Below are 26993 nucleotides of genomic sequence, written 5' to 3' on the forward strand. Positions count from 1 at the left end.
TCAAACGCAATCCCCGCACCACAACAAGCACCAGTCCCTCAACGGACCATCGCGGGCCGATTTCGCTTCCCCAGCCCAAGCCCCGCTCGGCTAAACCGCGAAGCTCTCACTCCTGACGGCAAACCAGGCTCCGTCGACCGACCCCCAACAGCCAGCACGACCCCCCAGCGCCACCACTCGACATCACCCGACGCTCGAGGCCTCACCGGTCCACCGCGACGTCTCGACCGACCTACCAGACCCGTCCTAGACAGGACCCGCACACTCCGGGTTGACGCCACGACCCTCCGGGTGCATCCTGAATTTATTCAACAAGCGATGAAAATAAGGGAGCTGGGCAGCATGACCGAGCACACAGGGTGCGTGATCGTCGGCGGCGGGCCGGCGGGCATGGTGGCCGGGCTACTGCTGGCACGCGCCGGCGTCGAGGTGACGGTGCTGGAGAAACACGCGGATTTCCTGCGTGACTTCCGCGGTGACACGGTCCACCCGTCCACCCTCGGCATGCTGGACGAGCTGGGCCTTGGCGAGAAGTTCAACGCCCTCCCGCACACCGAAGTGGGCGCCGCAGGCTTTCCCACCGAGGACGGCGGCATCATGAAGATCGCAGACCTGTCGCTGCTGAACGTCCCGCATCCCTACATCGCGATGGTGCCGCAATGGGACTTCCTCGATTTGCTCGCCGAGTCCGCGCAGAAGGAACCGACCTTCACCCTGCGGCTCGAGACCCAGATGACCGGATTGCTGCGTTCCGGCCGTCGGATCGCAGGTGTGCGCTACCGCACGGCTGAGGGCACCGAAGGTGAGCTGGAAGCCGATCTGGTCCTCGCCGCCGACGGACGGTGGTCGCAGACTCGCGGCTGGGCAGGGCTGGACCCCCGCGAATACGAAACCCCGTTCGACGCCTGGTGGTTCCGGATCTCGCGGCACGAGGGTGAGACCGAGGGCATGCTGATGCCCCGGATGCGCAAGCGGCGCTTCGCCGTTCCGTTGCCCCGCAAGGGTTACTACCAGATCGCTTACCTGGCGCCGAAAGGCGAAGACCTGCGGGCCGCGGGCATCGAGCACTTCCGGCAGAACATTGTCGACGTCTGTCCGGAGTTCGCCGACCGCACCCACGAACTGGAGTCGATGGACGACGTCAAGTTCCTCGAGGTCCGGCTCAACCGGCTGCACCGCTGGCACGTCGACGGCCTGCTGTGCATCGGCGACGCGGCCCACGCGATGTCCCCGGTCGGCGGCGTCGGAATCAACCTGGCCGTACAAGACGCGGTAGCCACGGCGAGGCTCCTCGCCGACGCCCTGCGCCGAGGCCGCCCGACGACAACGGAACTCGCTACGGTACGCAGCCGCCGCCTCCTGCCGACGATCGCCGTCCAATCTCTCCAGCGGATGCTGCACCGAGGCGTGATGCGCCCTGTGATGGCCGGACGGCGCAACCAGCCGCCACCCGTGCTGGTCGCGCTCTTCGCCCGTTTCCCGAAACTGGCCTACCTACCGGCCCGCCTGCTCGGCGTCGGCTTCCGCCCGGAACAAGTACCTTCCTTCGCACGGCGCCCCATGGAACCCGCCGGCCGGTAGCCCGCACCCGCACCACCCCGCCATCACCAGCCCGGCAGTCGCCGCCACCCCGCCACCAGCCGACAGACAACCACCGCCACACCACCGACCCACAACCACCGACCAGCGACCAGCAACCAGCCACCGCCGACCAGCGACCAGCGACCAGCGACCAGCGACCAGCGACCAGCGACCAGCGACCAGCGACCAGCGACCAGCGACCAGCGACCAGCGACCAGCGACCAGCGACCAGCGACCGCCAATGATCAGCCAACCGGTAACCGCCGCACCCTCGCAACCAGCCAGCTGGCGGTCGCATACCGCTCAAGCGGTAATCGCCACATCCAGCGGCCGACCAACTGCCGATCGCGTACCCCCACCCGCCAACCACCGCGCCCGGCGCTTAGTCAACCCGTGGTCGCGTGCCCCCAGTGGCACCCACCCGGCAACCCCCACATGGTCAACCACCCAGCAATCGCGTCACTGCGCCACCGACCGGTCAGCGGTCACCCACCCCGACCGAGCCCCAGGCCCCCAAGAATCAGCAACGCCGACACCAGACGACTCTCGGACGCCGACCCATCCATCGCCGCCTCGACCGAAACTGTCCCGACGCAGTTGTCGTCCGAGCGGTCAACACACCGACCCACTCCAGCGCGGTTCCGACCGGACGTCAAACGGTGAAACTCGCACAGCGATCGCCCAAAATCACTGCCTGACCAGCCTGTTGCCATTCAGAAGACAACGTCGGCAGCCGCCATCCGGTACGTCGAACCTGGAACACCGAACACCCGAGGCACCACCCGCCATCACGGTCGCCAGTCGTCGTCCGAAGCGCCAGTTGTCGTCCAAAGCGACAATCACCATCCGCGGCATCGGTCGTTGCCCGAGGCGACAATCACCAGCCGAAGCGCCGGTCGCCGCCCGATGGGTCATTGACCGTTCGGAGGCAACACCGGTGACCCACCCGCGGCCGGGTCCTCCGTGCCCGCGTCGCCGTTCAACGGCCACCGCCGGCAAGCGGCACCCGAACGCCGGTGGGCCAACGACCCCCATACCGACGTCACCGTTCAAGGGCAACACGAGTGGGGGCCGGGGAAAATCCGCCCGCCACCAGCGACTCGCCATTGCCCCGCGCGGACAGCCGCCATCCGGGCAGCCGGCCGGACCACGATGCCCCGCAAACCGTCGAGGTCGCGGCGACAAAGCGGCAAGATCCTGGTCAGACGTCCTGCACCGGGTTGGTCAGAGTCCCGATGCCCTCGATCGTGATCGCCACCGACTGACCGTCGACGATCGGACCGACGCCTTCCGGCGTGCCGGTGAGGATCACGTCACCGGGCAGCAGCGTCATCACCTTGGACACGAACTCGACGAGCTCGGGCACCGTGTGAACGAGGTCGCTGGTCCTGGCGTCCTGTTTGACCTCGCCGTCGACCTCGCTGCGCAGCGCCAGGTCGGCCGGGTCGAGCGACGTCTCGATCCACGGACCGAGCGGGCAGAAGGTGTCGAACCCCTTCGCGCGGCCCCACTGCCCATCGGACTTCTGGAGGTCGCGCGCACTCACGTCGTTGGCCACGGCATACCCGAGGATCGCGCTCGCCGCGCGCGCCGCGGACACGTTCTTCACCGGCTGTCCGATCACGATCGCGAGCTCGCCCTCGAAATCGACCCGCCCGACGCCGGAGGGACGCCGGATCGGCACGTTCGGGCCGATCACCGTCGTGGACGGCTTGATGAACAACATCGGCGCCGACGGCACCTCGTTGCCGAGCTCCGCCGCGTGCTTGGCGTAGTTCCGGCCCACGGCGATCACCTTCGACGGCAGGATCGGCGCAAGCAGCCGCACGTCGGCCAGCGGCCACCGTTTGCCGGTGAAGTTCGGCTGGCCGAACGGGTGTTCCGCGATCTCCAGTACCTGGGTGTCCTCACCTTCACCCTCGATAGAAGCGAACGCGACACCACTGGGATGAGCAATACGAGCTAGACGCACACCCCCAGTCTACGTATGCCCTCCGGAGATGTCGCACGGCGAGTGGCATGAACGGTCCCTTCATGCCGGGATGACGTGAACGGGCCGTTCGCACCGGCGATTACCTGGGCAACCTCGACCATCTCCGACGCAAGCGGACCCCTCAGCCCCACCACGCTCGCGGGGAGTGCGCACGCCGGGACAACCTCGCCCGTGGGACGCCATTGCACGCACCGGCGAAGTGGAGAAGCCCGGGGCAACCAGGCTCGGCTCACCCGACCGCTGAAGTCAGCGAGAGACTCTTGTGCACCAACGCGTCGCACAACGCCAGCCAGCTTGCTTCGACGATGTTGCCGTGCACCCCGACCGTGGTCCATTCGTGTTCACCGTCACTCGTCTCGAGGAGAACCCGCGTGACCGCGTGTGTCCCCGGGTTCGAAGGAAGAATTCGCACTTTGTAGTCAGCCAGGTCGACGCTGTCCAACCAGGACAGGTGAGGACTCAGTGCCGCACGCAAGGCCGCGTCGAGCGCGTGCACCGGCCCGTTGCCCTCCGCGGTTGCGATGACCCGCTGATCAGCGACATGGACCTTCACCGTCGCTTCGGAGACGACTTCCCCGTCGGGACGGTGATCGAGCACGACCCGGTAGGACTCGAGCTCGAACGGCGGCGCCGGCGGTTCCTCGCCGGACACTTGCTCGACCTCCCGACGCAGCAACAGCCCCAGCGAAGCATCGGCGGCCTCGAACGACCAGCCCTCCGATTCGAGGTCCTTCACCTTGCGCACCGCGTTCGTCAGTGCTTCGGGCCGGCTGCCGAGGTCGACCCCGAGCTCGCGTCCCTTGAGCTCGAGGCTGGCCCTGCCTGCCATTTCGGTGACCAGCACCCGCATTCCGTTGCCGACCGAGACCGGATCGATGTGGTTGTACAGCAACGGATCCACCTTGATCGCACTCGCGTGCAGCCCCGCCTTGTGGGCAAAGGCCGACGACCCGACGTAGGCCTGGTGGGTGTCGGGTGCGAGATTGGCGATCTCGGCAAGTGCATGGGAAACCCTGGTCAGCTCGGCGACTCCGCCGGCCGGGAGGACCGCCATGCCGAGCTTGGTAGCCAGGTTTCCCGCCACAGCGAACAGATCGGCGTTGCCTGCCCGTTCCCCGTAGCCGTTCGCGGTGCACTGCACATGCGATGCGCCGGCCTGCACCGCGGCAACTGAGTTCGCGACTGCACAGGAAGTGTCGTCCTGGCAATGGATACCGAGCCGGAACCCGGTCTTTTCCTTGACTTCCCGTACGGTTTCGGCCAGTCCCAACGGAAGCTGGCCACCGTTCGTATCGCACAGCACGAGCACGTCGGCGCCTGCGCCGGCCGCCGCGTCAAGCACCCGCAGCGACGTCTCCGGCGACGCAGCATATCCGTCGAAAAAGTGCTCAGCGTCGAGGAACACACGCCGCCCCTCGCGGGTCAGGAACGCAACGGTGTCGCGGACCATGGCGCACGCCTCGTCGACATCCACTCGCAGCGCGCGCTCGATGTGCCGCAGGTCCGATTTGGCCACCAAGGTGACGACCGGCGCCTCGGCGTCGAGCAACGCGCGGACCTGCGGGTCTCGTTCCGCGTCGGTGCCCGCCTTGCGCGTGGAGCCGAACGCGACCAGTGCGGCGTGTTTGAGCGGCAACTCACCCTTCGCCGCCCTCGCGAAGAATTCGGTGTCCTTCGGCAGTGCACCCGGCCAGCCGCCTTCGATGAACCCCACGCCGAGCTCGTCCAGCAGACGAGCAACCGCGATCTTGTCGGCGACGGAGTACGTGATCCCTTCGCGCTGAGCGCCGTCGCGCAACGTCGTGTCGTAGAGGTGAAAGGCGTCGCCAAGTGGCGTCCCGGCGGGCTCCGTGCGGGTCACGGCGTTCTCCTTGCGGTGGACAGAACCTGATGCAGGCAACAAAAAACCTCCCGCACGGATGCGAGAGGTTGCGCGCCGGAAGCTCTTGTGGAGCGTCTACCCGGCGCGCAAGGCAATAATGATCGAGGTGGCGGTCATGCTTCGTATCATGCCACAGCTTCGCCCGGGTTCCAAGTGCGATGGAGCTCCCGCGGCGTTGAACGCCGATCGATCGCGACGGCCACCCAGGCACCCGTCGAACACCGCCACGGCGGATGCGTTCCCTCGACGGGAGTCGCGTATGACAGAGCGACGAATCGTCCTTCCCGCACTGCCGCACGTCGTGCAGCCCCGACGAGACGTTCACACCACCCGATTTGGTGATGATTTCCCTGCCGGTCCGACCTCGCACGCAACGGTGAACAGCTGGTCAGGGCCATTGTCGTGCGGGCTTGGGACTCCTCATGGTGCGCGCGTCGGACACCGTGGCCACCTGACTGCGGTATTCTCGGAGCATCTTCTCTGCACAAACACTGACTTCGAACATCTTCTCAAACTTCGCAAATCTGCGTACAGCGCCTCGAACGTCGGCATGACGGTTGGACTTCCCCTCCAGCTTGGGCGCCCGGCCGACCTCAGCCCTTCACCGTGAGGAGAGCACTTCCACAGACTGTCCCTTGTAGATGGTCAATGGCGCCCATCGTTAGTCACGGTCATCGCGCGGCGCCACTGTCCCCATCGGACACGTGGACACGACAGCCGGTCACGGCAAGCGTGGCGACCGGGACTGTCGCGATCCTTCGACGCACAACTACCGACCCGGAGATTCGCACTGATCGAACAGCGACTGCAGACACCCGCGTAGCCATCACCACGCGCACGCACACCGAACACGCCGGCAAGCAGCCCAGGCTCGAGCAGCTGCTCTAGCGTGCCGCTGGCGACGAGACGGCCGTGGTCGAGAACGCGGACCATCTCGCACATGGCGGCGGCCAGGTTCAGATCGTGGCACGATCAGCCCACTACTGCGGACGACGGCGAGAGTCTCCAACTGCTGACAGAGGTCGAGATGGTTGGTCGGCTCGTTGGACACGACGATCCGTGGCCGTGGGGCGAATGCGCGGGCTATCAGCACGCGTCGACGTTCGCCGCCGGACAACGTCGGCAGACTCCAGGTACCCGAGACCGACCTGTTCAAGGGCACGGCACCGCACTTCCGTTCGTAGGCAGCGATCCGTTCGGGTAGACCGTGGTGCGTCAACCGCCCTTTGCCACCACCTCGGAGACCCTGAAGTCGCCCCGGTGTGTGATTCCTGCGCAACGACGATCGCGCGGCCGGGCACGAAAAGACACGCCTCCCTCCGGCGGGCCGCCGACTAAGCGGCGTCAGCCGACTGTTTGAGAGCTCGATCGGCCGCGCCCAACGTCGCCGATCTGCCGATGCGGTTCAGCCCGAGCAGTCCGACGGACCGGCCTTGCGACGCGTCAAGCGTTCGCGTCGTCGACCAATTTCCGACCAGCGGCAGTCACGCTCACCCTGCGGTGCGAAAGGTCCATTCGCGCCCCGCCGACCACGTAACCACGGCACCCACGGCAGCAACGGCAGCAACGAACGCAACGAACGCAACGACACCCACCGTCGCGGACGTCACTCCGATCGGCAACTCCTCGGGCGCGACAAGGACGCGCACAGCGACATCCATCCAGACCAGGAACACCGCACCGGCAAACGGCGCAACCTCAAGCACCCAGCAATGGTCACGCTGACGACAAACGCACAGGCCGAACAGGCCGAATCCGACCGATACCGGCCGTGCCACGCACCGCGGCCGGCTCACCGGTCTTCACAGAACAATGCACGAACAGCAGTGCTCGCAACCCATTCACGCCGAGGGTCGTGGTCACATCGTCGCCCATGGTCAGCGCACTGAGCCCGCCTACGAACGCCGGCAACATGATCACCCCAGCAGCCACCACTATCGCGGCAATCGGCAGCACGCCCCAATTCATGCTGCGGAGGTGAACCGATCGCGGCGTCTCACCGTTCGGCACGGAACACGAGCACGGTGGCGACCGCGAAGAACCGAAGTGCCAGCGAGGTAGCGGTCAATACCAGGCACGACAGAGTAAGCCTTTGTCTCATAGGGGCAACAAGGTGCCGTCCACCGCGGCGCCCTAATGGCGGAGAACGTCGCCATTACTTGGCGCCCGCCGCCCAAACGAACGTCGCCGACCGGTGGAGGTATCACCCACGACTCCGCCTCTGGTGTGCGGACACATGCAGCCCAGACGAGTGTTGCCGGACGGTGGGGATACGTCTGCCCAGAAGACCACTGCCAACCGATGACGACAATCTGCCCGGACGACTACTGCCGAACAGGGATGGCACGCTGGCCAAACAACCCTTGCCGAACAGTCGCGGCACGCTGGCCAAACAGCCCATGCTGGACAGCCACGACACGCTGGCTGTCGTCGCTTGAAGCGACATGCTAGCGAAGTAGGTGTTGGCGCTCAGCCGACGGCGATGGGCTTCGGCGGGGTGGCCGGGCCGGAACTTCCGGACGGTGGATCGGAGGGCTCATCACGGGGTCTGCGCAGAGTCCGGGCGCGAAAGGTTGTCAGGAACCTGACGGTGCTCTGGGCACAGCACTGACGAGGGTCGAGCTGTGCCGGCCCATGCGAGGGAAGACGCTGGCCAACCCGGTTCAGAAGTCCGTGGCTCAGGAGTCCACGAGTCCGGAAATCCGGGAGCCCAGGAGTCCGGGAGCCAGGAGCCGGGGCCCAGAAACCCGAGGTGCAGAAACCCCGGGCTCCGAGGCCTGGACTCCGAAGTCCGAGGTGCAGAAACCCCAGGTTCGGCGGCCCGGGGTCGGGCTGTGTCGTCTCTCCGGACTACGACGGGGCGGCAGGTCTGAGGAGAGCGCGAAACCCCCGCCGGTGTCGGGCTCGCCTCCGGGCGGGGAGGCGAGCCGTTGCGGGGCAGCGCCGGGCTTCGACGGGGCTTCCGCGGCGGGGGTTCGTGCGGGGCGAGGGGTGCGGTCAGCCGGCCGTGCGCACCGCGTTCGACGACACGAGCGCGGCCAGCCGGTCGCCGATCGCCTGGGTCGCGCCCGGCGAGGACTGGTCCCGGGTGGCCAAGTCGAAGGCCACCGAGGCCTCGATACGCCGCGCTGCTTCCTTCTGACCGAGGTGGTCCAGCAGCAGCGACACCGACAACACTGCGGCGGTCGGGTCGGCCAGACCCTGGCCCGCGATGTCCGGTGCGCTGCCGTGCACCGGCTCGAACATGCTCGGGTTGCGCCGGGTGAGATCGAGGTTTCCGCTGGCGGCAAGGCCGATACCGCCGGTCACCGCGGCCGCGAGGTCGGTGATGATGTCACCGAAGAGGTTGTCGGTGACGATCACGTCGAACCGCGACGGGTCCGTGACGAGGTGGATGGTCGCCGCGTCGACGTGCGAGTACGCGACAGTGACGTCCGGGTGCTCCAGCGACACTTCTTCGACGATCCGCGACCACAACGAGCCGGCGTGCTCCAGCACGTTGGTCTTGTGCACCAGAGTCAGGTGCTTCCGAGGCCGCTCCTCGGCACGGTTGAACGCATCGGCGACGACGCGCCGTACGCCGAAGGCCGTGTTGACACTGACCTCCGTCGCGATCTCGTGCTCGGTGTCCTTACGCAGCAGACCGCCGTTGCCCGCGTACGGGCCTTCGGTACCTTCGCGCACCACGATCATGTCCACGTCACCGGCGTCGGCCAGCGGGCCGCGGATGCCGGGGTACAGCCGCGCAGGGCGCAGGTTGACATGGTGATCCAGCTCGAAACGCAAGCGCAGCAACAGGCCACGCTCGAGAATGCCGCTGGGCACCGTCGGGTCGCCGACCGCGCCGAGCAGGATCGCATCGTGCTGGCGCAGTTCGCCGAGCACCGATTCGGGGAGCAGCTCCCCGGTGGCATGCCACCGGGCGGCACCGAGGTCGTAGTTCGTGATCTCCGCCGCCGGTGCCACTTCACCGAGCACCTTGAGCGCCTCGGAGACCACCTCGGGCCCGATCCCGTCACCTGGGATCACCGCGAGCCGCATCCACACACCTCCGTAGACCAGGCCACCGGGCACACCGATGGCCCATACACACAAAAACGCCAGCAGGCGGAAGGTTACCGGCCGTAGACAAGACGCCGTAGCCGCACCACCCTTATGCCGCATCCTCCCACGGGGTGAGACACCTGTTCGGGGGAACGAAAAGCGGGGCTGTCCAGGCCCGATGGTCCTGGACAGCCCCTCGCTCGCAGTCTCGCTCCATTCCGCCGATCTGACGAGGTTCACCCTTTCAGATGAATCTCATGGCCATGCCGACACAGGTCAGCCGCGCGGATGGCCGGCTTCGACCTGCACCACCGATGCTCGCGCGCCCGCCGCGTTGTGGTGTTCGAGCGCGAGCAAGCCCTTCGGCTTGTCACCGGCGACGGCGGCCTTGTTCCGGTTGACCACCAGCGCCGTACCCGGCTTCGCGACGTACGCCAGTGCCGCGTCGCCGCCGCCCTGCGCCGAGTACGCCGGCGCGAGCGCGTCGAACGACAGCGGCGTGTCGACGGAGTCGATCAGCCCGTCCGTGGAGCCTGGCGCGACGTAGTAACCACTCGTGCCAACGGTGTAGCTGATGCGGTGCGACGCTGCCTTCGGGTCGATGCCGAGCGCGGCGATGCTGACAGGCAGCACCATCACGTTGGAATCGAACACGTTGGTGTCGACGTCGCCGAGTTGACCGTTGATCGCCTGCACGTCGACGCTCGGGGCGTCAGGCTGGCTCAGCGACACGGTATTCGCCACGAGCACGTCGGTCCCCGTCGCCTTCGTCACGAAGGTCTCGAAATCCGGCTTCCCGTCACCGGTCGTGTCTATGTCCACAAACGGAATGGTGTTGCTCCCGAGGTTCGCGAAATCGCTCCAGGTCGTGATCCCGAACGCCAGCACGGCGTCTTCCGGATCACCCTGCGTTCTGGCGAGCGGCGCGGTGGACGCCGCGCCGACATAACGCAGGTCGCCGCCCTTCGCGGTGTCGTTGAGCGTGCAGTCGGCGGTGACGTCCGCGTCGCACTCCGGCAGCTGCGGCGATTCGGCCTGCAGCTCCAGCACGCTGATCAGCGAGCGATACCGCTCCGGCCCGCTGCCCTGGTCGACGCCCTTGCCGCCGAGGTTCAGCACGGCCTGATCGGCGTCCGCACCGAAGCCGACGCCGCCCGGTGTGGTGATGGCCGAGACCGGCTTCGGCGCCGAGTAGACCGCCACCCGCAACGGCACCGTGGCACCGTTACGCGGAGTGAACGCGACCCGGCCCGAAGCGTCGGCGACGAACTGGCGGGCGAGTCCGGCCTGCGCTGCCTCCATCGTCGGGTCGAGCACCTTGCGCAGCGCCTTCGGGTCGGTGATCTTCAAGGTCACCTTGACCGTCGCGACCCCGCGCGGATTGACCTTCACCGAGCTCTTGTCCACTGTGTACTCAACACCGGGAAGACTGTTCACCGCCTCGTATCCGACCGAGTATTCGACCGGCTTGACGCCCTTGTTGACCACCTTGACGGTCTTCGAGAGCGTGACCGGGCCGGACGCCTCGACGGTGCCGAACGTGACACTCACCGCGCCCGGATCGTCCTGCACGTACGTCAGAACCTCGTTGTCCAGCGCGGCTTTCGCGTCGATCCGGCCGGCACCCACGCGCTGCGGAGCGTAGCTGCGGCCCTGTCCATCGGTGACGTCGTGCGCGGCGGTACCGACGATGTCAGCCTTGACCTCCTCGACGGTCCAGTCCGGATGCGCCTGGCGGACCAGCGCGGTGATCCCCGACGTGTGCGGCGCGGCCATCGAGGTGCCGGAGATGACGAGCCTGCCGTTGCCACTCCCGCGGAACGCCGACGTGATCGTGTCACCGGGCGCCGAGACGTCCGGCTTCACCGACGGGCCACGCCCGCCGCGTGAGGTGAACGAACTCGGCGTATCCACAATAGACTGGTCGGAGGTCTGCAGGATCGCACGACCGGTGCCGAACAGGCGGGTGGTCAACGTGCCCGCGGTCAGCCCGGGACGCACCGCCGTGGTGGCTTTTCCGGTGAGCTGGAACATCGGGACCGCCGCGTTACCGGCGATTCCCGCCGCGAAGTGCTCCAGCGTGGACGAAAGCAGCACGCCCTTGGCCCCGGCGGCCGCTGCGTTGTCCGCCCGCCCGGCCGACCCGCAGGCACGGGTGGCGTCGTTGTCGTCCCATTCGAGCCAGACGATCTTGCCGGCGACCTTCGCCTTGTCCTCGGCGGAGTAGGCGTTGCACCCCGCATTGTTGTCCTCGGACAGCGGCACCACCGGCAAGGTCACGTCCAGTGAGTCATACTCGGTGTAGTCCTGGCTGTACTGCCCTGGCTGCTGACCGGTGATCGGAGCCTTGACCTCGACGGCGTCCCGCAGTTCACCCGCGTCCCGGCTGCTGGCCACGGTGAGCGCCTCCGGGGTGTTGCCCGGCGAACCGGCGACGTCGTTGATGTCCCCGCCGTTGCCCGCCGAGATCACCGGGACCACGCCGGTCTGGGCAAGTTTGCGCACGAACAGCGAATCCGGGTCGTCCGGTGCGCCGAAATCGCTGCCCAGCGACAGGTTCACCACGTCGAGGTGGTCGGTGAAGTCGCCGTCGCCGTCCGGGTCCAGCGCCCAGTCCAGCGCCTGCGAAGTGACATTGGTGGAACCCTCGCAGCCGAACACCTTGATCGCGTACAGCAGGGCTTTGGGCGCGGTACCCGGGCCGATCCGCATGGCCTCGAGCGTCTTCTTGTTCAATTTCCGGTAGTCACCGTTGAAAGTGCTGCCGTCCGCGTTGACGCCGAAACCCGCGACGGTGCCGGCGACGTGCGTGCCGTGTTCTCCGCACGCGATCGGGTTGGGGTCTGGCGCCGGATCGGGCGATCCGGTCGTGCCTTCGGAGTCGTAATCGTCGCCGACGAGGTCGGTACCGCCGACCACCTTGGCGCTCGGGAACAACGGCGTCGGCTTGGTGCGGTCGACCGACTGGTAGGCCTCCGGCGTGCCGGGACCGCCGAAGTCGGCGTGCGTGTAGTCGATACCATCGTCGATCACGCCGACGCGGATGTTGTCGCCGAGCTTGCCCGTCTGCTGCCAGCTGGCGAGGGTGTTGGTGAGCTGCTCGGCACTGGCGTTGGTGCGGGTCTTCGGCACGACCGTACGCACGGAAACCACGTCCGGGCGTTTGGCGAGCTCACGGATTTTCGCCGCGTCCGCGGTCACCACGGCGCCGGCCACCGCATTGGACGTCTGCGTGACCAGCTTCGTGCCCGCATCCGCAGCGCGGAGCTGGCCCACCACGGAGCTAACCGCGGCTGCGACATCGGCCTTCGCCGCTCGGGCAGCTTGCTTGGCCTTCTCCTTGCCCTTGCCCTGTTCGGCGTTGAAGACGTCCACCGCCGGCTTCTTGGCCAGCTCCACGAACGCAGTGATCTCGCCCCGTGCGGTGTTCAACCGCGGCGAGAGCTTGCCCTGGATCCCGGCGGAGTCGACCTTCGCCGGGGCGACCGGCTCGGCGAGCGGCGCCCCTTCTTGCGCGGACGCGGACGGCACGCCGACGACGGCAGCCGCCAGCACCACCGCGGACCCGACGGCCACCGACCGCGCAGCCCACCTGGGCAACCGGGTTCTGCTCATGAGTACCCAACCCCTTACCCGAGGCCCGGATCACGAACCTGCCCGCGCTCCCCACCACACCCCCGACAGGTGAGCCCCGGCGCCGCGCCATGCCCTCACGGCGCGTGGTTCAGCCTCGCGGCACAGAACCTAACTGTCCGAAACACCTACTTTCGTGCCAAAAGTGCGCCGTTATGCGAATGTTGCCGGTCTGGGTGATCACGAAAACGCAGCCGGCCCCTTTCCCGCAGTGGGGAAAGGGGCCGGCTGCCGAGGCGGTGGGACTAGCTGAACTCGACCGCGCGAATGGTGTGCGCACCGACCGTGGCGCCGATCGGCTCCAGCACGTTGCTGTCCACGTGCCGGTCCACGCGCAGCAGCATCACCGCGTCGGACCCGTCGGTGGTCTGGCTGATCTGCGCGGCCTCGATGTTGATGCCTGCCTCGCCGAGCAGCGTGCCGACCCGGCCCATCACGCCCGGCCGGTCCGGGTACTCGAGCAGCAGCACGTCACCCTCGGCCCGCAGATCGAAGTGCCGACCGTTGACCTCGACGATCTTCTCGACCTCGTCCTTGCCGGTGACCGATCCGGACACGGTCAGCGTGGCGCCGTCCCCGTGCACCGCGCGCACCGTGACCAGGCTGCGGAACTTCGGGCTCTCCGATTCGGACACGAGGTCCACCTGCACGCCCAGCTCCTCGGCCAGCCGCGGCGCGTTGACGAAAGTGACCTGGTCCTCGACCACACCGGCGAAAACCCCGCGCAGCGCGGCGAGCTGCAGCACCGAGGTGTCCTCGCTGGACAGTTCGCCCTTCACCTCGACGGTCACCGACGTCGGCGCCTTCGGGCTGAGCGCGGTCAGCACCTGACCGAGCTTCTGGGTGAGCGACAGGTACGGCCGCACGTCCTCACCCACCGAACCGCCGCCGGACACGTTCACCGCGTCCGGCACGAAGTCGCCGCGCAGCGCCAGCAGTACCGAACGAGCCACGTCCGTGCCCGCGCGGTCCTGCGCCTCCGCGGTGGACGCGCCCAGGTGCGGCGTGACCACGACGTTCGGCAGCCCGAACAGCGGGCTCTCGGTGGTCGGTTCGGTGACGAAAACGTCGATGCCGGCGCCGCCCACGTGCCCGCTGCGGACGGCCTCGGCCAGCGCGTCCTCGTCGATCAGACCACCGCGGGCCGCGTTGACGATGATGACGCCCTGTTTCGTCTTCTTGAGCGCCTCGGCGTCGATCAGCCCCTTGGTCTCCGGGGTCTTCGGCAGGTGGATGGAGATCGCGTCGGCGCGTTCCAGCAGCTCGTCGAGGGTGACCAGCTCGATGCCGAGCTGCGCCGCGCGGGCGGCCGAGACGTAGGGGTCGTAGGCGATGATCTTGGTGCCGAACGCGGCGAGCCGCTGGCTGACCAGCTGACCGATCTTGCCGAGGCCGACCACGCCGACGGTCTTGCCGTTGATCTCGACGCCGGCGAACGAGCTCCGCTTCCACTCGCCGCCGCGCAGGCTCTGATCCGCGGCAGGCACCCGCCGGGCGACCGCGAGCAGCAACGCGACCGCGTGCTCGGCAGCGGAGACGATGTTCGAGGTCGGCGCGTTGACCACGAGCACGCCGCGCTCGGTGGCGGGCGGGATCTCGACGTTGTCCAGCCCGACCCCGGCGCGGGCGACGACCTTCAGCTGCGTGGTCGCGGCGAGCACTTCGGCGTCGACCTTGGTGGCGGATCGGACCAGGAGCGCGTCGGCGCTCTTCACCGCCTCGAGCAGCGCGGGACGGTCGGTTCCGTCCACCTGCCGGACCTCTACCTCGTCACCGAACACACTCAGCACGGAGGGCGCGAGCTTCTCCGCGATGAGGACGACGGGTTTGCTGGGCTTGGTCACGATGCGGCTCCCACTATCTGGTCACGAAATCGAGGACGCTCTCCTTCGGCGCACGCCGTTGTGCCCGGATGCGCGGAGTTTAGCCCGGACGACAGGCACCGCGCGCCCCACCTCGGCCACATGCCGGTAATCCGGTCGCAACATCACGGCACTCCGATCAGCCCCGTCCGTCGCGGCGGCGCACGCAATGCCGTGCGCGGCAACGGAAGGATCAGTGCGGCCGGTCCGGTGGCGGATGTACCAGGCACACCGGACCGACCTGTCCAACAGATGAGACGGCTGGCCGTTTCGTGCGGATTTGTGTTCTCACCGGGCGACCCAGAGGCTCGACCCCCTGCTTCGACGGTCTCGGCGATCGCAGAACCCGACCGGCACGCCGGAGTTTTGCAGACCCAACATGTCACGCCGGAGAACAGCCTGTATGTCACCCCAGGAGACCAAATCGTCTCCTGAGGCACCAATCAATCCTCGCGCCGGTGGAACCGTGCCGACGGGAACCGTGCCACCACTCCGAAGCGTGCCGAGCCGTCCCGCGACGCGCGACGGCGGGATTCATCGACCACCCACTGGACAAACGGAGTACATAGTCCGTATCGTTTAAGCGGACTGTGTACTCCGTTTCGTCTCTGGAGGCGACATGCCCTCACCAAGTGCCGTGTTCGAGTACCTGTCGGAAGGCATCACCGCCGGGCGCTTCGCCGAGCTGGCAGCGCTCTACGCCGAAGACACCGTGGTCGAGCACCCGCAGGCAACGCCCCGGCCGACCCGGATCGTCGGCAGGCGCGCGATCGACGAACGGTTTCGCGGCACGCTCGCCGGCACCTTGCGACTGGAGGCAAAGAACGTCGTCGTCCACGAGACAACGGACCCCGAGGTGATTGTCGCCGAATACGACTACGTCATCACCTCACCGGAAACCGGCAAGAGTGCCGACGCGGCCAACATCCAGGTCCTGCGAATCCGCGACGGATTGATCGTGCGTTCGCGTGACTACCACGATTATCTGCGAATGGCGGCCGTCCGCGACAGTCTCGACGATCTCCGGAAAGCCTACGAACAGTCACCGCCGCACGTCCTTTCCTCCCCCGGCGAACGCCCACCGTCTGCGCCCGCCGAATCCCGGCAGGCCGCGTTCGAGAACCTCGTCTACGGCGTTTCGGACGGACACTGGGACGACCTGCCCCACTTGTACGCCGAAACGACACACGTCACCCACCCGTTCCTGCCCGGATCACCAGTGCTCGGCAACCGGACGGATCTGAGCACCCACTTCGCCGCGGGCAAATCCGGCGTCGTCGACATCGAGGCTCGCGACCTCGTCACCCACCAGAGCACCGACCCCGAGGTTCTGATCGGCGAATTCACCTACGAAGGCCGATCCGGATCCAGCAACCCGATCCGGGCGAACAACATCTTCGCCATGCGCGTCCGGGATGGCTTGATCGTCGAATCCCGCGACTACGGCGACCACCTGTCCATGGCCGCGGCGACAGGACGGTTGCCGGAACTGACCGCCCGCGTCACAACTGACTGACGTCAGCGGGTAACCCCACGGCGACCGTGCCCACTGCATTCACGCCCGATCGCGTCTCCTTCCGAAGGCACCTCACGGCCCGGCCGCCCGATCCCGCCAGTCTTGTATGTGTGCTCAACGTCCAGAAACGACGAGCCCACCGGACAACGGTGAGCGCGAGCGGGACCGAGCGCACGCTTCGCATACAAGACACCGCGCAGCGACAAAGCCCGGACCAGAACTCGGCAACGGACCACCGACCCGCCCGACGACTGAGTGGCGGGGCGACCGAGTGGCCCGACGACCGAGTGGCGGGGCGACTGAGTGGCGGGGCCGACCGAGTGGCGGGCGACTGAGTGGCGGGGCCGACCGAGTGGCGGGCGACTGAGTGGCTCTTGTACGCGGAGCGGGCCGGGCGACGCGGGTGGCCACCCGCGTTGTCACCTCGTTGACCAAGGTGTCGCCATCCAGAAGACAACCGCACCACCGTCGCGCGCGGCGATGTATCGGCCACCAGCCGTGCTCCCTCCAGATGGAGCCACGTGGTGGCTGTCTGACAAGTGGTGGCTGTCTGACAAGGTGTCGCCATTCAAAAGACCACGCATCACCGCCGCCGGACGGCGACGTGTCGACCATCAGCCGCACACCTACCAGCCACGCAACCACGCGGCTGCCCACCAAAGGGGTCGGCAGAACCAGCCGTGCGGCGGCCGTTCGGTCCTGTCACGGGACGTCGGCCGAGACGCACCCGGCCCAGGTACGTCTCGGCCGAACACCCGGCCCATCTACAGGTCGAACGCGCAGCCAGGTGACAGGCCATCAGCCACTGGTCAGGCGCCCAGCCGCGTACCAGGCCAGCCATGGGTCCACGTACTCAGCCTCACGACAAGCCGGCCACAGGTCAGGCACTCAGCCCGACGACTGGCCAGCGATGTGGCTGCCACCCGGCCACACACCGGACCCAGCCAGCGGCAAGACCCAGTCAGGCAGCCGCAACGCACGGACCCCAACCAACCGGCGGCGACCAGCCACCGCGCGGACCCCGACCGGCCGAGGCCTCCGGCACCCTGCGGCCGGCCTCCGAGAGCCGACGGCCGACCGAATCGGGCGGCCAGGGTCACCCGGGCGGACCGGGCCACCCCGCCAGACATGCGTTGTCGTTTTTTCGACGAAACGCGCTGACCTGCGATTACGGCCCGGGGGTCAGGTCCTCCGGCAGGTCGAACTCCCCGGCCAGGACACCCTTGGTGAAGGCGTCCCACTCCGATGGGGTGAAGATCAGCACGGCGCCGTCCGGATCGGTCGGCTGGCGGAGTGCCACGTAGGTGGTGCCGTCGGTGTGCGGGACCAGGGCGTACTCGGCGCACTGGTCGAGTGCGGCCCCGTCCGGTTCGGCGCGAAACCACGAGACACCGGAAAGATCCAGCTCGTACCGGATGTGCGCTTTGTCGTCCGGGTGGTCGGCGGGGTGATCGTCCGCGAGCCGCTCGCTCATGATCACAGCGTATCCGGCATCCGGTGGAAACAGCGCCGAGGACAGCAGAGGCCCCTTCACCCGCAGGACACGCGGACGAAGGGGCCTCCGGGAACGATCCGGTGAGACTCAGGCGGTCTCGGTGATCGGCCGGTCCACCCACGACATGAGGTCGCGCAGCTTCTTGCCGGTCGTCTCGATCGGGTGCTGGTTGCCCTGCTCCTCGAGCTTGGTGAAGTTCGGCCGGCCCGCCTCGTCCTCGCCGACCCATTCGCGGGCGAACGTGCCGTCCTGGATCTCGCCGAGGATCTTCTTCATCTCCTCCTTGACCGCAGGAGAGATCACCCGCGGGCCACGGGTCAGGTCGCCGTACTCGGCGGTGTCGGAGATGGAGTACCGCTGACGCGCGATGCCGCCCTCGTACATGAGGTCGACGATCAGCTTCAGCTCGTGCAGTACCTCGAAGTAGGCGATCTCCGGGGCGTAGCCGGCCTCGGTGAGCACCTCGAAACCGGTCTGGACCAGCGCCGACGCGCCGCCGCAGAGCACGGCCTGCTCGCCGAAGAGATCGGTCTCGGTCTCCTCGGTGAACGTGGTCTTGATGACGCCCGCCCGCGCACCGCCGATGGCGGCGGCGTAGGAGAGCGCCAGCGCCTGTGCGCTACCGGAGGCGTCCTGCTCGACCGCGATCAGGCAGGGCACGCCCTTGCCGTCCACGAACTGGCGGCGGACCAGGTGGCCGGGGCCCTTCGGGGCGACCATCGCGACGTCCACGTTGGACGGCGGCTTGATCAGGTCGTACCGGATGTTGAAGCCGTGACCGAAGAAGATCGCGTCGCCGTCCTTGAGGTGCGGCGCGATGTCGTCGGCGTAGATGTAGCGCTGCTTGGTGTCCGGCGCGAGGATCATGATGACGTCGGCTTCGGCGGACGCCTCGGCGACCGACAGCACGCGCAGGCCCTGCTCCTCGGCCTTCGCCCGGGACTTGGACCCCTCCTGCAGGCCGATGCGGACGTCGACGCCGGAGTCGCGGAGGCTCAGCGAGTGGGCGTGGCCCTGGCTGCCGTAGCCGATCACGGCGACCTTGCGACCCTGGATGATCGAGAGGTCGGCGTCGTCGTCGTAGAAGATTTCCACTGCCATGGGGGGTACTACTTCCTTTCCTGACTGCACGAAAATCAGCGGGGTGAGGTGGCGGTGATCGAACGGGCCCCGCGGCCCAGCGCGACCATGCCGGACTGCACGAGCTCGCGAATGCCGTACGGCTCCAGCATCCGCAGCAGCGCGCCGATCTTGTCGGACGTGCCGGTCGCCTCGACGGTGAGTGCCTCCGGCGAGACGTCCACGACCTTGGCCCGGAAGAGCTGAACGGTCTCGAGGACCTGGCTGCGCACGGTGGCGTCCGCCCGGACCTTGACGAGCAGCAGTTCACGCTGCACCGCGCTGCCCGGCTCGAGCTCCACGATCTTGATCACGTTCACGAGCTTGTTGAGCTGCTTGGTCACCTGTTCGAGCGGTAGCTCCTCAACGGCGACCACGATCGTCATGCGGGACACCTCGGGGTTTTCCGTGGGCCCGACGGCGAGGGACTCGATGTTGAACCCGCGGCGGGAGAACAGGCCGGAAACCCGGGCGAGCACGCCGGGCTTGTTCTCGACCAGCACGCTCAGCGTGTGCACGGTCATGCGTCTTCTCCCTCCGCGGCCACGGCCTCGGCGGCTTCCCGCGAGACCTCGTCGTCGTCGAACAGCGGCCGGATGCCGCGAACGGCCATGATCTCGTCGTTACCGGTCCCCGCGGCCACCATCGGCCACACCTGGGCATCCTTCCCCACGACGAAGTCGATCACGACGGGGCGGTCGTTGATCTCCATCGCGCGGCGGATGGTGGCGTCCACGTCGGCCTTGGTCTCGCAGCGCAGTCCGGCGCAGCCGAGTGCCTCGGCCAGCAGCGCGAAATCCGGGATGCGGTGCTTGTGCGTGCCGAGGTCGGTGTTCGAGTAACGCTCGGAGTAGAACAGGTTCTGCCACTGCCGGACCATGCCGAGGTTGCCGTTGTTGATCACGGCCACCTTGATCGGCGCACCCTCGATGGCGCAGGTGGCCAGTTCCTGGTTGGTCATCTGGAAACAGCCGTCGCCGTCGATCGCCCACACCTGCGTGCCGGGCATCCCGAACTGCGCGCCCATCGCGGCGGGCACGGCGAAGCCCATGGTGCCGAGCCCGCCGGAGTTGATCCAGGTGCGCGGCTTCTCGTACTTGACGAACTGCGCGGCCCACATCTGGTGCTGGCCGACTCCCGCGGCGTACACCGCGTCCGGGCCGACCAGCTCCCCGATCCGCTCGATCACGTACTGCGGCGACAGCGAGCCGTCGTCCGGCCATTCGTAGCCTGCCGGGTAGTCCTGGCGCCACGAGTCGACCTGGGTCCACCAGTCGGCGAGGTCGGGACGGCCGTGCTCGAACTCGGTCTGCACCGCGCTGATCAGCTCACCGATGATCTCCTTGCAGTCCCCGACGATCGGCACGTCGGCCTTGCGGTTCTTGGAGATTTCGGCGGGATCGATGTCCGCGTGCACGACCTTCGCCTCCGGCGCGAACGACGCCAGCTGGCCGGTGACCCGGTCGTCGAACCGCGCACCGAGGGCGATCAGCAGGTCCGCCCGCTGCATCGACGCGACCGCCGCGACCGAACCGTGCATCCCGGGCATGCCGACGTGCTGGCGGTGCGAATCGGGGAACGCACCCCGCGCCATCAGCGTGGTGGCGACCGGGATCCCGGTCAGCTCGGCCAGTTCGAGCAGCTGCGCGGCGGCTTCGGCCTTGATCACCCCGCCACCGACGTACAGCACCGGACGGCGGGCGTCGGCGATCAGCTTCGCGGCCTCGCGGACCTGCTTGCCGTGCGGCCGCAACGTCGGGCGGTAGCCGGGCAGGCGCAGCTCGGGCGGCCAGGAGAACGAGGTCATCTCCTGCAGCACGTCCTTGGGGATGTCGACGAGCACCGGGCCGGGCCGTCCGGTTGCGGCCAGGTGGAACGCCTCGGCGATGGTCTGCGGGATCTCCGCCGGATCCGTGACGAGGAAGTTGTGCTTGGTGATCGGCATGGTGATGCCGCAGATGTCGGCTTCCTGGAACGCGTCGGTGCCGATCAGCCCGCGCGATTGCTGCCCGGTGATGGCGACGACCGGCACCGAGTCCATGTTGGCGTCGGCCAGTGGCGTCACCAGGTTCGTGGCACCCGGCCCCGACGTCGCCATGCAGACGCCGACCTTGCCGGTCGCCTGTGCATAGCCGGTCGCGGCGTGCCCTGCGCCCTGTTCGTGCCGCACGAGGACGTGCCGCACCTTGGTGGAGTCGAGCAACGGGTCGTAGGCGGGGAGGATGGTGCCACCCGGAATACCGAAGACGACCTCGGCGCCGACCGACTCGAGCGAGCGGACGAGCGACTGCGCGCCGGTGACCCGTACCGGCGTACCCGCCGGCGGGGTCGGCTTCGGACGTGCTCCGGGGACACCGGGCGCGGTCGGCCCGGGCTTCGCGTCGCTGTGCGACGTGGCACTGGTCATCGGTTCTGCCTCGTTGGTTCTCGGTGTCACTCGTTCGGGTGGTCGGGGCTGTGCTGCCGGTCGGAAACCGGTTTCACGCAACAAAAAACCCCCGCCGACCGAAAAGGTCGCACGAGGGTCGCGCGTCGACGCAGCGGACTATTCCTAAGCGTCGACGCGCTGAGGAAGTACGAGGCCGGTCTGCGGTTTCACGGCACTGAGGTTAGCGGGACGCCTGGGCGAGTGTCAACTGTGCGGGACGGCGATTCCGCATGCTGGACGGGCAGTACCGGTTCCGGCCGACCCGGGCGCAGCGCAGGCCGAGGGCCGGTGCACCATTTCCGGGTGGCCGAAAAAGAGCAGGACCAGCGCGCGGACGAGGGCCGGAAGGCCGTGTTCCGGATCCCCAGCACGGCGTACCTCGCGATCGGTCTGTTGATCGTCTGCGTGACCCCGGTCGCACTCGGTGAGATCAACGGATTCCAGTGGCTGTACATCTTCCCGCTCGCACTGCTCGTGTTCGTCGCCCGCACCCGCACCGTCGCGACCAAGGACGGCCTGCAGGTCCGGACCGTCTTCGGCAAGCGCGATCTGCCGTGGTCGGCACTCAAGGGACTGGCGATCACCGACAAGGCACGCGTGCGCGCGGTCCTCGGCGACGAAACGCAGATCACCCTTCCCACCGTGCGGACGCGGCACTTGCCGGTACTGGCGCTGGTGAGCGGCGGCAAGATCAAGGACCCGTCGGGGGTGCTGAAGGACGAGGAGCTGAGGTCCCCGGGCACCGGCGGCGAACCCGCCGAACCGGCAGCGGAGCACGAGCCACGGGAGGCGCCCGCCGAGACCGGGCCGTCCGATGGCGAGCCGAGAGCGTAGAATTGGTAGGACCAGTTTCCGGATCCTTCTCGCGACTCCGCCTGGACCAGCCTTCTGACCTGGGAGAATGCCGTGCCGCACCTCCGTTCCCGGACCACCACGCACGGTCGCAATGCGGCGGGCGCACGCTCGCTCTGGCGCGCGACCGGAATGACCGACAGCGACTTCGGCAAGCCGATCGTCGCGATCGCCAACTCCTACACCCAGTTCGTGCCCGGCCACGTGCACCTCAAGGACCTCGGCGAGATCGTCGCCGAGGCGGTCGCGGAGGCCGGCGGCATCGCCCGCGAGTTCCACACCATCGCGGTCGACGACGGCATCGCGATGGGCCACTCCGGCATGCTCTATTCGCTGCCGTCGCGTGAAATCATCGCGGATTCCGTGGAGTACATGGTTAACGCGCACCAGGCCGATGCGTTGGTGTGCATCTCCAACTGCGACAAGATCACCCCGGGCATGCTGAACGCCGCGATGCGGCTCAACATCCCGACCGTTTTCGTCTCCGGCGGGCCGATGGAAGCGGGCAAGGCCGTGGTCGTCGAGGGCGTCGCGCAGGCGCCGACCGACCTGATCACCACCATCTCGGCCTCGGCGAACGCGGCGATCGACGACGAGGGCCTGTCCGCCGTCGAACGCTCCGCGTGCCCCACCTGTGGCTCCTGCTCCGGCATGTTCACCGCGAACTCGATGAACTGCCTCACCGAAGCACTCGGCCTCTCCTTGCCGGGTAACGGTTCCACACTCGCCACGCACGCCGCGCGGCGTGCGCTGTTCTCCGACGCCGGGCGCACCGTGGTCGAGCTGTGCAAGCGCTGGTACGACCCGGAAGGCCCCGGCGACGAGTCGGTGCTGCCGCGTTCCATCGCCACCAAGAGCGCGTTCGAGAACGCGATGGCGCTCGACATGGCCATGGGCGGTTCAACGAACACGGTGCTGCACATCCTGGCCGCCGCGCAGGAAGGCGAGATCGACTTCACGATCAGCGACATCGACGAGATCGGCCGGCGGGTGCCGTGCGTGTCGAAGGTCGCGCCGAACTCCGACTACCACATGGAGGACGTGCACCGCGCCGGCGGCATCCCGGCCATCCTCGGCGAACTGCACCGTGGTGGTCTGCTGAACGCCGACGTGCATTCGGTGCACTCCCCCGACCTCGACACGTGGCTGGCCGAATGGGACATCCGCGCCGAGCCGCCGTCGGAGACGGCGCTCGAGCTGTTCCACGCCGCGCCTGGCGGGGTGCGCACCACCCAGGCGTTCTCCACGGAGAACCGCTGGTCGTCACTCGACACCGACGCCGCGGGCGGGTGCATCCGCGACATCGAGCACGCCTACACCAAGGACGGCGGCCTGGCGATCCTGCGCGGCAACCTCGCCGAGAACGGTGCCGTGATCAAGGCCGCGGGCATCGACGAGGACCTGTGGCACTTCGAGGGTCCGGCACGGGTGCTGGAAAGCCAGGAGGAGGCCGTGTCGGCGATCCTGAAGAAGGAAATCCAGCCGGGCGAGGTACTGGTGATCCGGTACGAGGGTCCGGCAGGTGGCCCCGGTATGCAGGAAATGCTGCACCCGACGGCGTTCCTCAAGGGCTCCGGCCTCGGCAAGAAGTGCGCCCTGATCACCGACGGCCGGTTCTCCGGCGGCTCGTCCGGTATCTCGGTGGGCCACATCTCCCCGGAAGCCGCCGCGGGCGGGCTGATCGGTCTCGTGGAGAACGGCGACCGCATCGTCCTGGACGTCCACGAACGCCGGCTCGAGCTCCTCGTGGAGCCGGAGATCCTGGCCGAACGCCGGGCGAAGATGGAAGCCGCCGAGCGGCCGTGGCAGCCGAAGGAACGCGAGCGCCCGATCACCTCCGCCCTCCGCGCCTACGCCCGCATGGCCACCTCCGCCGACACCGGCGCGGTCCGCGACCCGAACCGCTGATCCGCCAACCGACCCCGAAGGGCCGTGCACCCCGCTCCGGGTGCACGGCCCTTCTTTACGTCCTCGACAGGCCCACCACCAACGGCCGCAATGTCCCCGACCAGCGCCCGGCTACACCGCCCAGGACTACCGTCCCAGGACCAACCGTCCGGCACGAACGTTCAGCACCAGCGTCTTGTACGCCGAGCGTGCTTCAAGTACCACCGCCCGACCCCGATCGTTTGGCAGCAGCGTTCAGTACCAGCGTCCGCCCCGATCGCCCGGCACCAGCGTTCATTGCCAGCGTCCAGCACCGATCGCCCGGCACCAATCGTCGCCGAGACCACCGGCCGTCGCCCCAGACGACAATCAGCCAGACCTCCGTCGCCACACCCTCATCCAGCGCTACCACCGAGCGGCGACAAAACCATCACGACGGTCTTATCCGCGGAGCGTGCGTCCAGACCTGAGTTCGCCCCGCGTCCCGAACGACGATGCCGCACTCCCCGGCGCCCGAACCGGCGCCGCTGTTCCCGCCAACTCCGCTCCTGCCAGTGCCGCCCCCAGCGCCGCACGATCCGCGTGCAAGATCTCCTGCCAACGCCGCCCGCCGCCCCTGCCGACGCCGTTCCCACCGCTTCCGCTCCCACCAGCGCCGTTCCTGCCAATGCCGCTCTCACCCGCGCTGTTCCCGCCGGTGTCGGTCTGCCAGCGCCGTTCCCTCCAGTATCGCTCCTGCCAGCGCTGTTCCCGCGTAACCCGTCTCTTCGGACGCACAACCCGTCGGTAAACCCTCGCCCACCAAGCAGCGGCAGCTCGACGGCCCTCGCGCTCAAGAACCACAGCACCAAGAGCCCGTAGCTCGGACGTCGACAGCCAATCGCCCCAGCACGAGCAGCCCGGAGCCAGACGCACGCTCCGCATACAAGACGACGGACGCAGCCACCGCCAGCGGATACATCAGCAGCAAGCGAAGCCGACCGAGAGGCCGCCATCACCCCGTAAACCGCGGTCACGGCCGAGTTCCGCAGGTCAGCGGCCGTTGTCGCAAAAACGACCACGCGCCCGCCGGCCTGTTGTCACCCACTACGACAGGACCGTACCCACCGCCGGACGGCTCATCGAGCGAGAACGATGACCACCACGGACGCAGCCGCAGCCAGCAGCAGCGAGATGACGCCGAAGGGCAACGGCCGTTTCCGCCAGGGTGTGTTCGTCTCCAGCGACACACTCCCCGCGCCGGTGAAGACCAAAGCGAGCGCGCACAGGCCGAGCAGCAGTTCGAACTCCCAGCCACGGCCGTCGCCCTGGAAGAAGCCACCGTGGAACTTCACGTAGACGATGTTCGCCGCGATTCCCGCCAGGCCGGCCGCCGCGAGCGGCGTGAACAGGCCCACGATCACCAGTGCGCCACCGGCAACCTCGGTGATCCCGGTGATCCACGACAGCAATGTGGTCTGCTTGTGGTAGCCGAGCATCTCGAGCACATGCGCGAACCCGCCGACGCCCGGACCGCCGAACGCGCCGAACAGGTGCTGGAGCCCGTGCGCACCCATGATCACGCCGAGCCCGATCCGCAGGATGAGCAGGCCGAAGCCGAGGCCGCCCTGCCGGGGCTGGTCGTCATCGCCGCTCGTGGCGTCCTCGACGCCGGACAGCAGGCTGGTCGGGTAGTCGTCCCCTTGACTGGTCACGCGCGAAGGGTAGGGGATCCACGCCGCACCCGCGAGTGCGCGCGCCGAGGTCAGGGGCACTTTTCAGGGTTTACCCGGAGGTGGTCAGTATTCACCGTGCACAAGGTTGTCCGGCAGCTCCCCACCGGCGTACCGAGCGATTTCCGCCGCGGCCACCGCGTACGAACGCCGCCGGACCCCGTGCACCGCGCCACCGACGTGCGGCGTCAGTACGACTCCGGGCGCCGTCCACAGCGGATGGTCCGCGGGCAACGGCTCCGGATCGGTCACGTCGAGCGCGGCGCGCAACCGGCCCGTGGTCACTTCCGCGACCAAAGCGTCCGTGGCCACCACCGATCCGCGTGCAGCATTGACCAGCACAGCGCCGTCCCGCATCGCCGCCAGGAACGCGGCGTCGACCATGCCGCGCGTACGGGACGTGAGGGGGACCATCATGACCACCACGTCGTGGTGCGGCAGCAGCTCCGGGAGCTCGTCGACGCCGTGCACACCGTCGCGGGCCGACATGCCGACCATCGTGCACCGCACCTCGAACGATTCGAGCCGTTTGCGCAGCTGTCGTCCGAGATCGCCGGCGCCGACGACGAGCACGTGCTGACCCTGCAAGGTCTCGGACGTCATCCGTTCCCATCGCGACGCTCGTTGGGCGGCGGCGAAGACGTCCAGCCTGCGATACATCGACAGCAGCACGGCGACGACCCACTCGGCCATGCTGCCGCCATGCGCGCCACGGCAGGTCGAGAGCAGCACTCCGTCAGGAACCTTACCTACCCAGTCGTCCGCACCGGCGGTCAGCAACTGCACGAGCTTGAGGTTCGGCAGGTCCCGCCACAGCTCCTCGCCTGCCGGATGACGACCGGGAATGAGCACCTCGGCCTTCGCGGCCTCCGGCGGCACCGGGTCACCCCACCGGTAACGCACGGCCTGCACGAGGGGGACCTCGGAGAGCGCGGCGACACCGTCGTCGTCGGGGACCAGCACGGTTACCGTCATGATCACCACGGTAA

18 protein-coding genes are annotated in these 26993 nt (G+C 68.0%); 4 read left to right on the forward strand and 14 right to left on the reverse strand.

What is annotated here, in order from left to right; all coding sequences use genetic code 11:
- Positions 1–342: 342 nt before the first annotated feature.
- Entirely contained in the window at positions 343–1581 is a 1239-nt protein-coding gene (locus ABD793_RS34415) for an FAD-dependent oxidoreductase (protein ID WP_344867474.1), read from the forward strand.
- Positions 1582–2782: 1201 nt separating this feature from the next.
- On the opposite strand, the gene ABD793_RS34420 is transcribed toward ABD793_RS34415, so the two are convergent.
- The 8 genes from ABD793_RS34420 to serA all read right to left on the reverse strand — a co-directional run bounded on the left by ABD793_RS34420 (position 2783) and on the right by serA (position 14977).
- Complete coding sequence (locus tag ABD793_RS34420; protein ID WP_344867475.1) at positions 2783–3553, reverse strand: fumarylacetoacetate hydrolase family protein; 771 nt, start codon at positions 3551–3553, stop codon at positions 2783–2785.
- Positions 3554–3803: 250 nt separating this feature from the next.
- On the reverse strand, positions 3804–5435 hold the full coding sequence (gene cimA, locus ABD793_RS34425) for a citramalate synthase (protein WP_344867476.1): 1632 nt from the start codon (positions 5433–5435) through the stop codon (positions 3804–3806).
- Positions 5436–6282: 847 nt separating this feature from the next.
- Positions 6283–6735 (reverse strand): ATP-binding cassette domain-containing protein, encoded by a 453-nt coding sequence (locus tag ABD793_RS34430; RefSeq protein WP_425548817.1) that lies wholly within the window; start codon positions 6733–6735, stop codon positions 6283–6285.
- 211 nt (positions 6736–6946) lie between these two features.
- Positions 6947–7162, reverse strand: coding sequence for an iron chelate uptake ABC transporter family permease subunit (locus ABD793_RS34435; protein ID WP_344867478.1), 216 nt, complete (start codon positions 7160–7162; stop codon positions 6947–6949).
- 10 nt (positions 7163–7172) lie between these two features.
- Complete coding sequence (locus ABD793_RS34440) at positions 7173–7424, reverse strand: hypothetical protein (protein WP_344867479.1); 252 nt, start codon at positions 7422–7424, stop codon at positions 7173–7175.
- Positions 7425–8453: 1029 nt separating this feature from the next.
- Positions 8454–9497: a 3-isopropylmalate dehydrogenase gene (locus ABD793_RS34445; RefSeq protein WP_344867480.1), complete on the reverse strand. Its 1044-nt coding sequence runs from the start codon at positions 9495–9497 to the stop codon at positions 8454–8456.
- A gap of 279 nt (positions 9498–9776) precedes the next feature.
- Positions 9777–13115: a S8 family serine peptidase gene (locus ABD793_RS34450; RefSeq protein ID WP_344867481.1), complete on the reverse strand. Its 3339-nt coding sequence runs from the start codon at positions 13113–13115 to the stop codon at positions 9777–9779.
- Positions 13116–13378: 263 nt separating this feature from the next.
- The gene (serA, locus tag ABD793_RS34455) at positions 13379–14977 is read right to left on the reverse strand and encodes a phosphoglycerate dehydrogenase (protein WP_344867482.1); all 1599 of its coding nucleotides are present in this window, start codon (positions 14975–14977) and stop codon (positions 13379–13381) included.
- 637 nt (positions 14978–15614) lie between these two features.
- On the opposite strand from serA, the gene ABD793_RS34460 reads away from it, so the two are divergent.
- A complete protein-coding gene (locus tag ABD793_RS34460; RefSeq protein WP_344867484.1) occupies positions 15615–16511 on the forward strand; it encodes a nuclear transport factor 2 family protein in 897 nt (298 codons plus the stop codon).
- Positions 16512–17679: 1168 nt separating this feature from the next.
- Here the strand turns inward: ABD793_RS34460 and ABD793_RS34465 are convergent.
- From ABD793_RS34465 to ABD793_RS34480, 4 genes are all read right to left on the reverse strand, one after another.
- Positions 17680–17985, reverse strand: coding sequence for a DUF397 domain-containing protein (locus ABD793_RS34465; RefSeq protein WP_344867485.1), 306 nt, complete (start codon positions 17983–17985; stop codon positions 17680–17682).
- Between the two features lie 108 nt (positions 17986–18093).
- Positions 18094–19107 carry a ketol-acid reductoisomerase gene (ilvC, locus tag ABD793_RS34470; RefSeq protein WP_344867486.1) on the reverse strand — a complete coding sequence of 338 codons (1014 nt, stop codon included), beginning with the start codon at positions 19105–19107 and terminating at the stop codon, positions 18094–18096.
- A gap of 35 nt (positions 19108–19142) precedes the next feature.
- Positions 19143–19649 carry an acetolactate synthase small subunit gene (gene ilvN, locus ABD793_RS34475; RefSeq protein ID WP_344867487.1) on the reverse strand — a complete coding sequence of 169 codons (507 nt, stop codon included), beginning with the start codon at positions 19647–19649 and terminating at the stop codon, positions 19143–19145.
- On the reverse strand, positions 19646–21532 hold the full coding sequence (locus ABD793_RS34480) for an acetolactate synthase large subunit (protein WP_344867488.1): 1887 nt from the start codon (positions 21530–21532) through the stop codon (positions 19646–19648). Before ABD793_RS34480 ends, ilvN begins: the two co-directional genes overlap by 4 nt.
- Before the next feature lie 324 nt (positions 21533–21856).
- Here ABD793_RS34480 and ABD793_RS34485 point away from each other — a divergent pair, with 324 nt between their 5' ends.
- Together ABD793_RS34485 and ilvD are read left to right on the forward strand one after the other, a co-directional pair.
- Positions 21857–22387 (forward strand): PH domain-containing protein, encoded by a 531-nt coding sequence (locus ABD793_RS34485; RefSeq protein ID WP_344867489.1) that lies wholly within the window; start codon positions 21857–21859, stop codon positions 22385–22387.
- Positions 22388–22459: 72 nt separating this feature from the next.
- Positions 22460–24313: a dihydroxy-acid dehydratase gene (gene ilvD, locus ABD793_RS34490; protein ID WP_344867490.1), complete on the forward strand. Its 1854-nt coding sequence runs from the start codon at positions 22460–22462 to the stop codon at positions 24311–24313.
- Positions 24314–25410: 1097 nt separating this feature from the next.
- Here the strand turns inward: ilvD and ABD793_RS34495 are convergent.
- Together ABD793_RS34495 and ABD793_RS34500 are read right to left on the reverse strand one after the other, a co-directional pair.
- Complete coding sequence (locus ABD793_RS34495) at positions 25411–25986, reverse strand: DoxX family protein (protein ID WP_344867491.1); 576 nt, start codon at positions 25984–25986, stop codon at positions 25411–25413.
- Positions 25987–26070: 84 nt separating this feature from the next.
- Complete coding sequence (locus ABD793_RS34500) at positions 26071–26979, reverse strand: 2-hydroxyacid dehydrogenase (RefSeq protein ID WP_344867493.1); 909 nt, start codon at positions 26977–26979, stop codon at positions 26071–26073.
- Positions 26980–26993 lie beyond the last annotated feature (14 nt).

It is taken from the genome of Amycolatopsis ultiminotia (assembly GCF_039536925.1).
GTDB lineage: Bacteria > Actinomycetota > Actinomycetes > Mycobacteriales > Pseudonocardiaceae > Amycolatopsis > Amycolatopsis ultiminotia.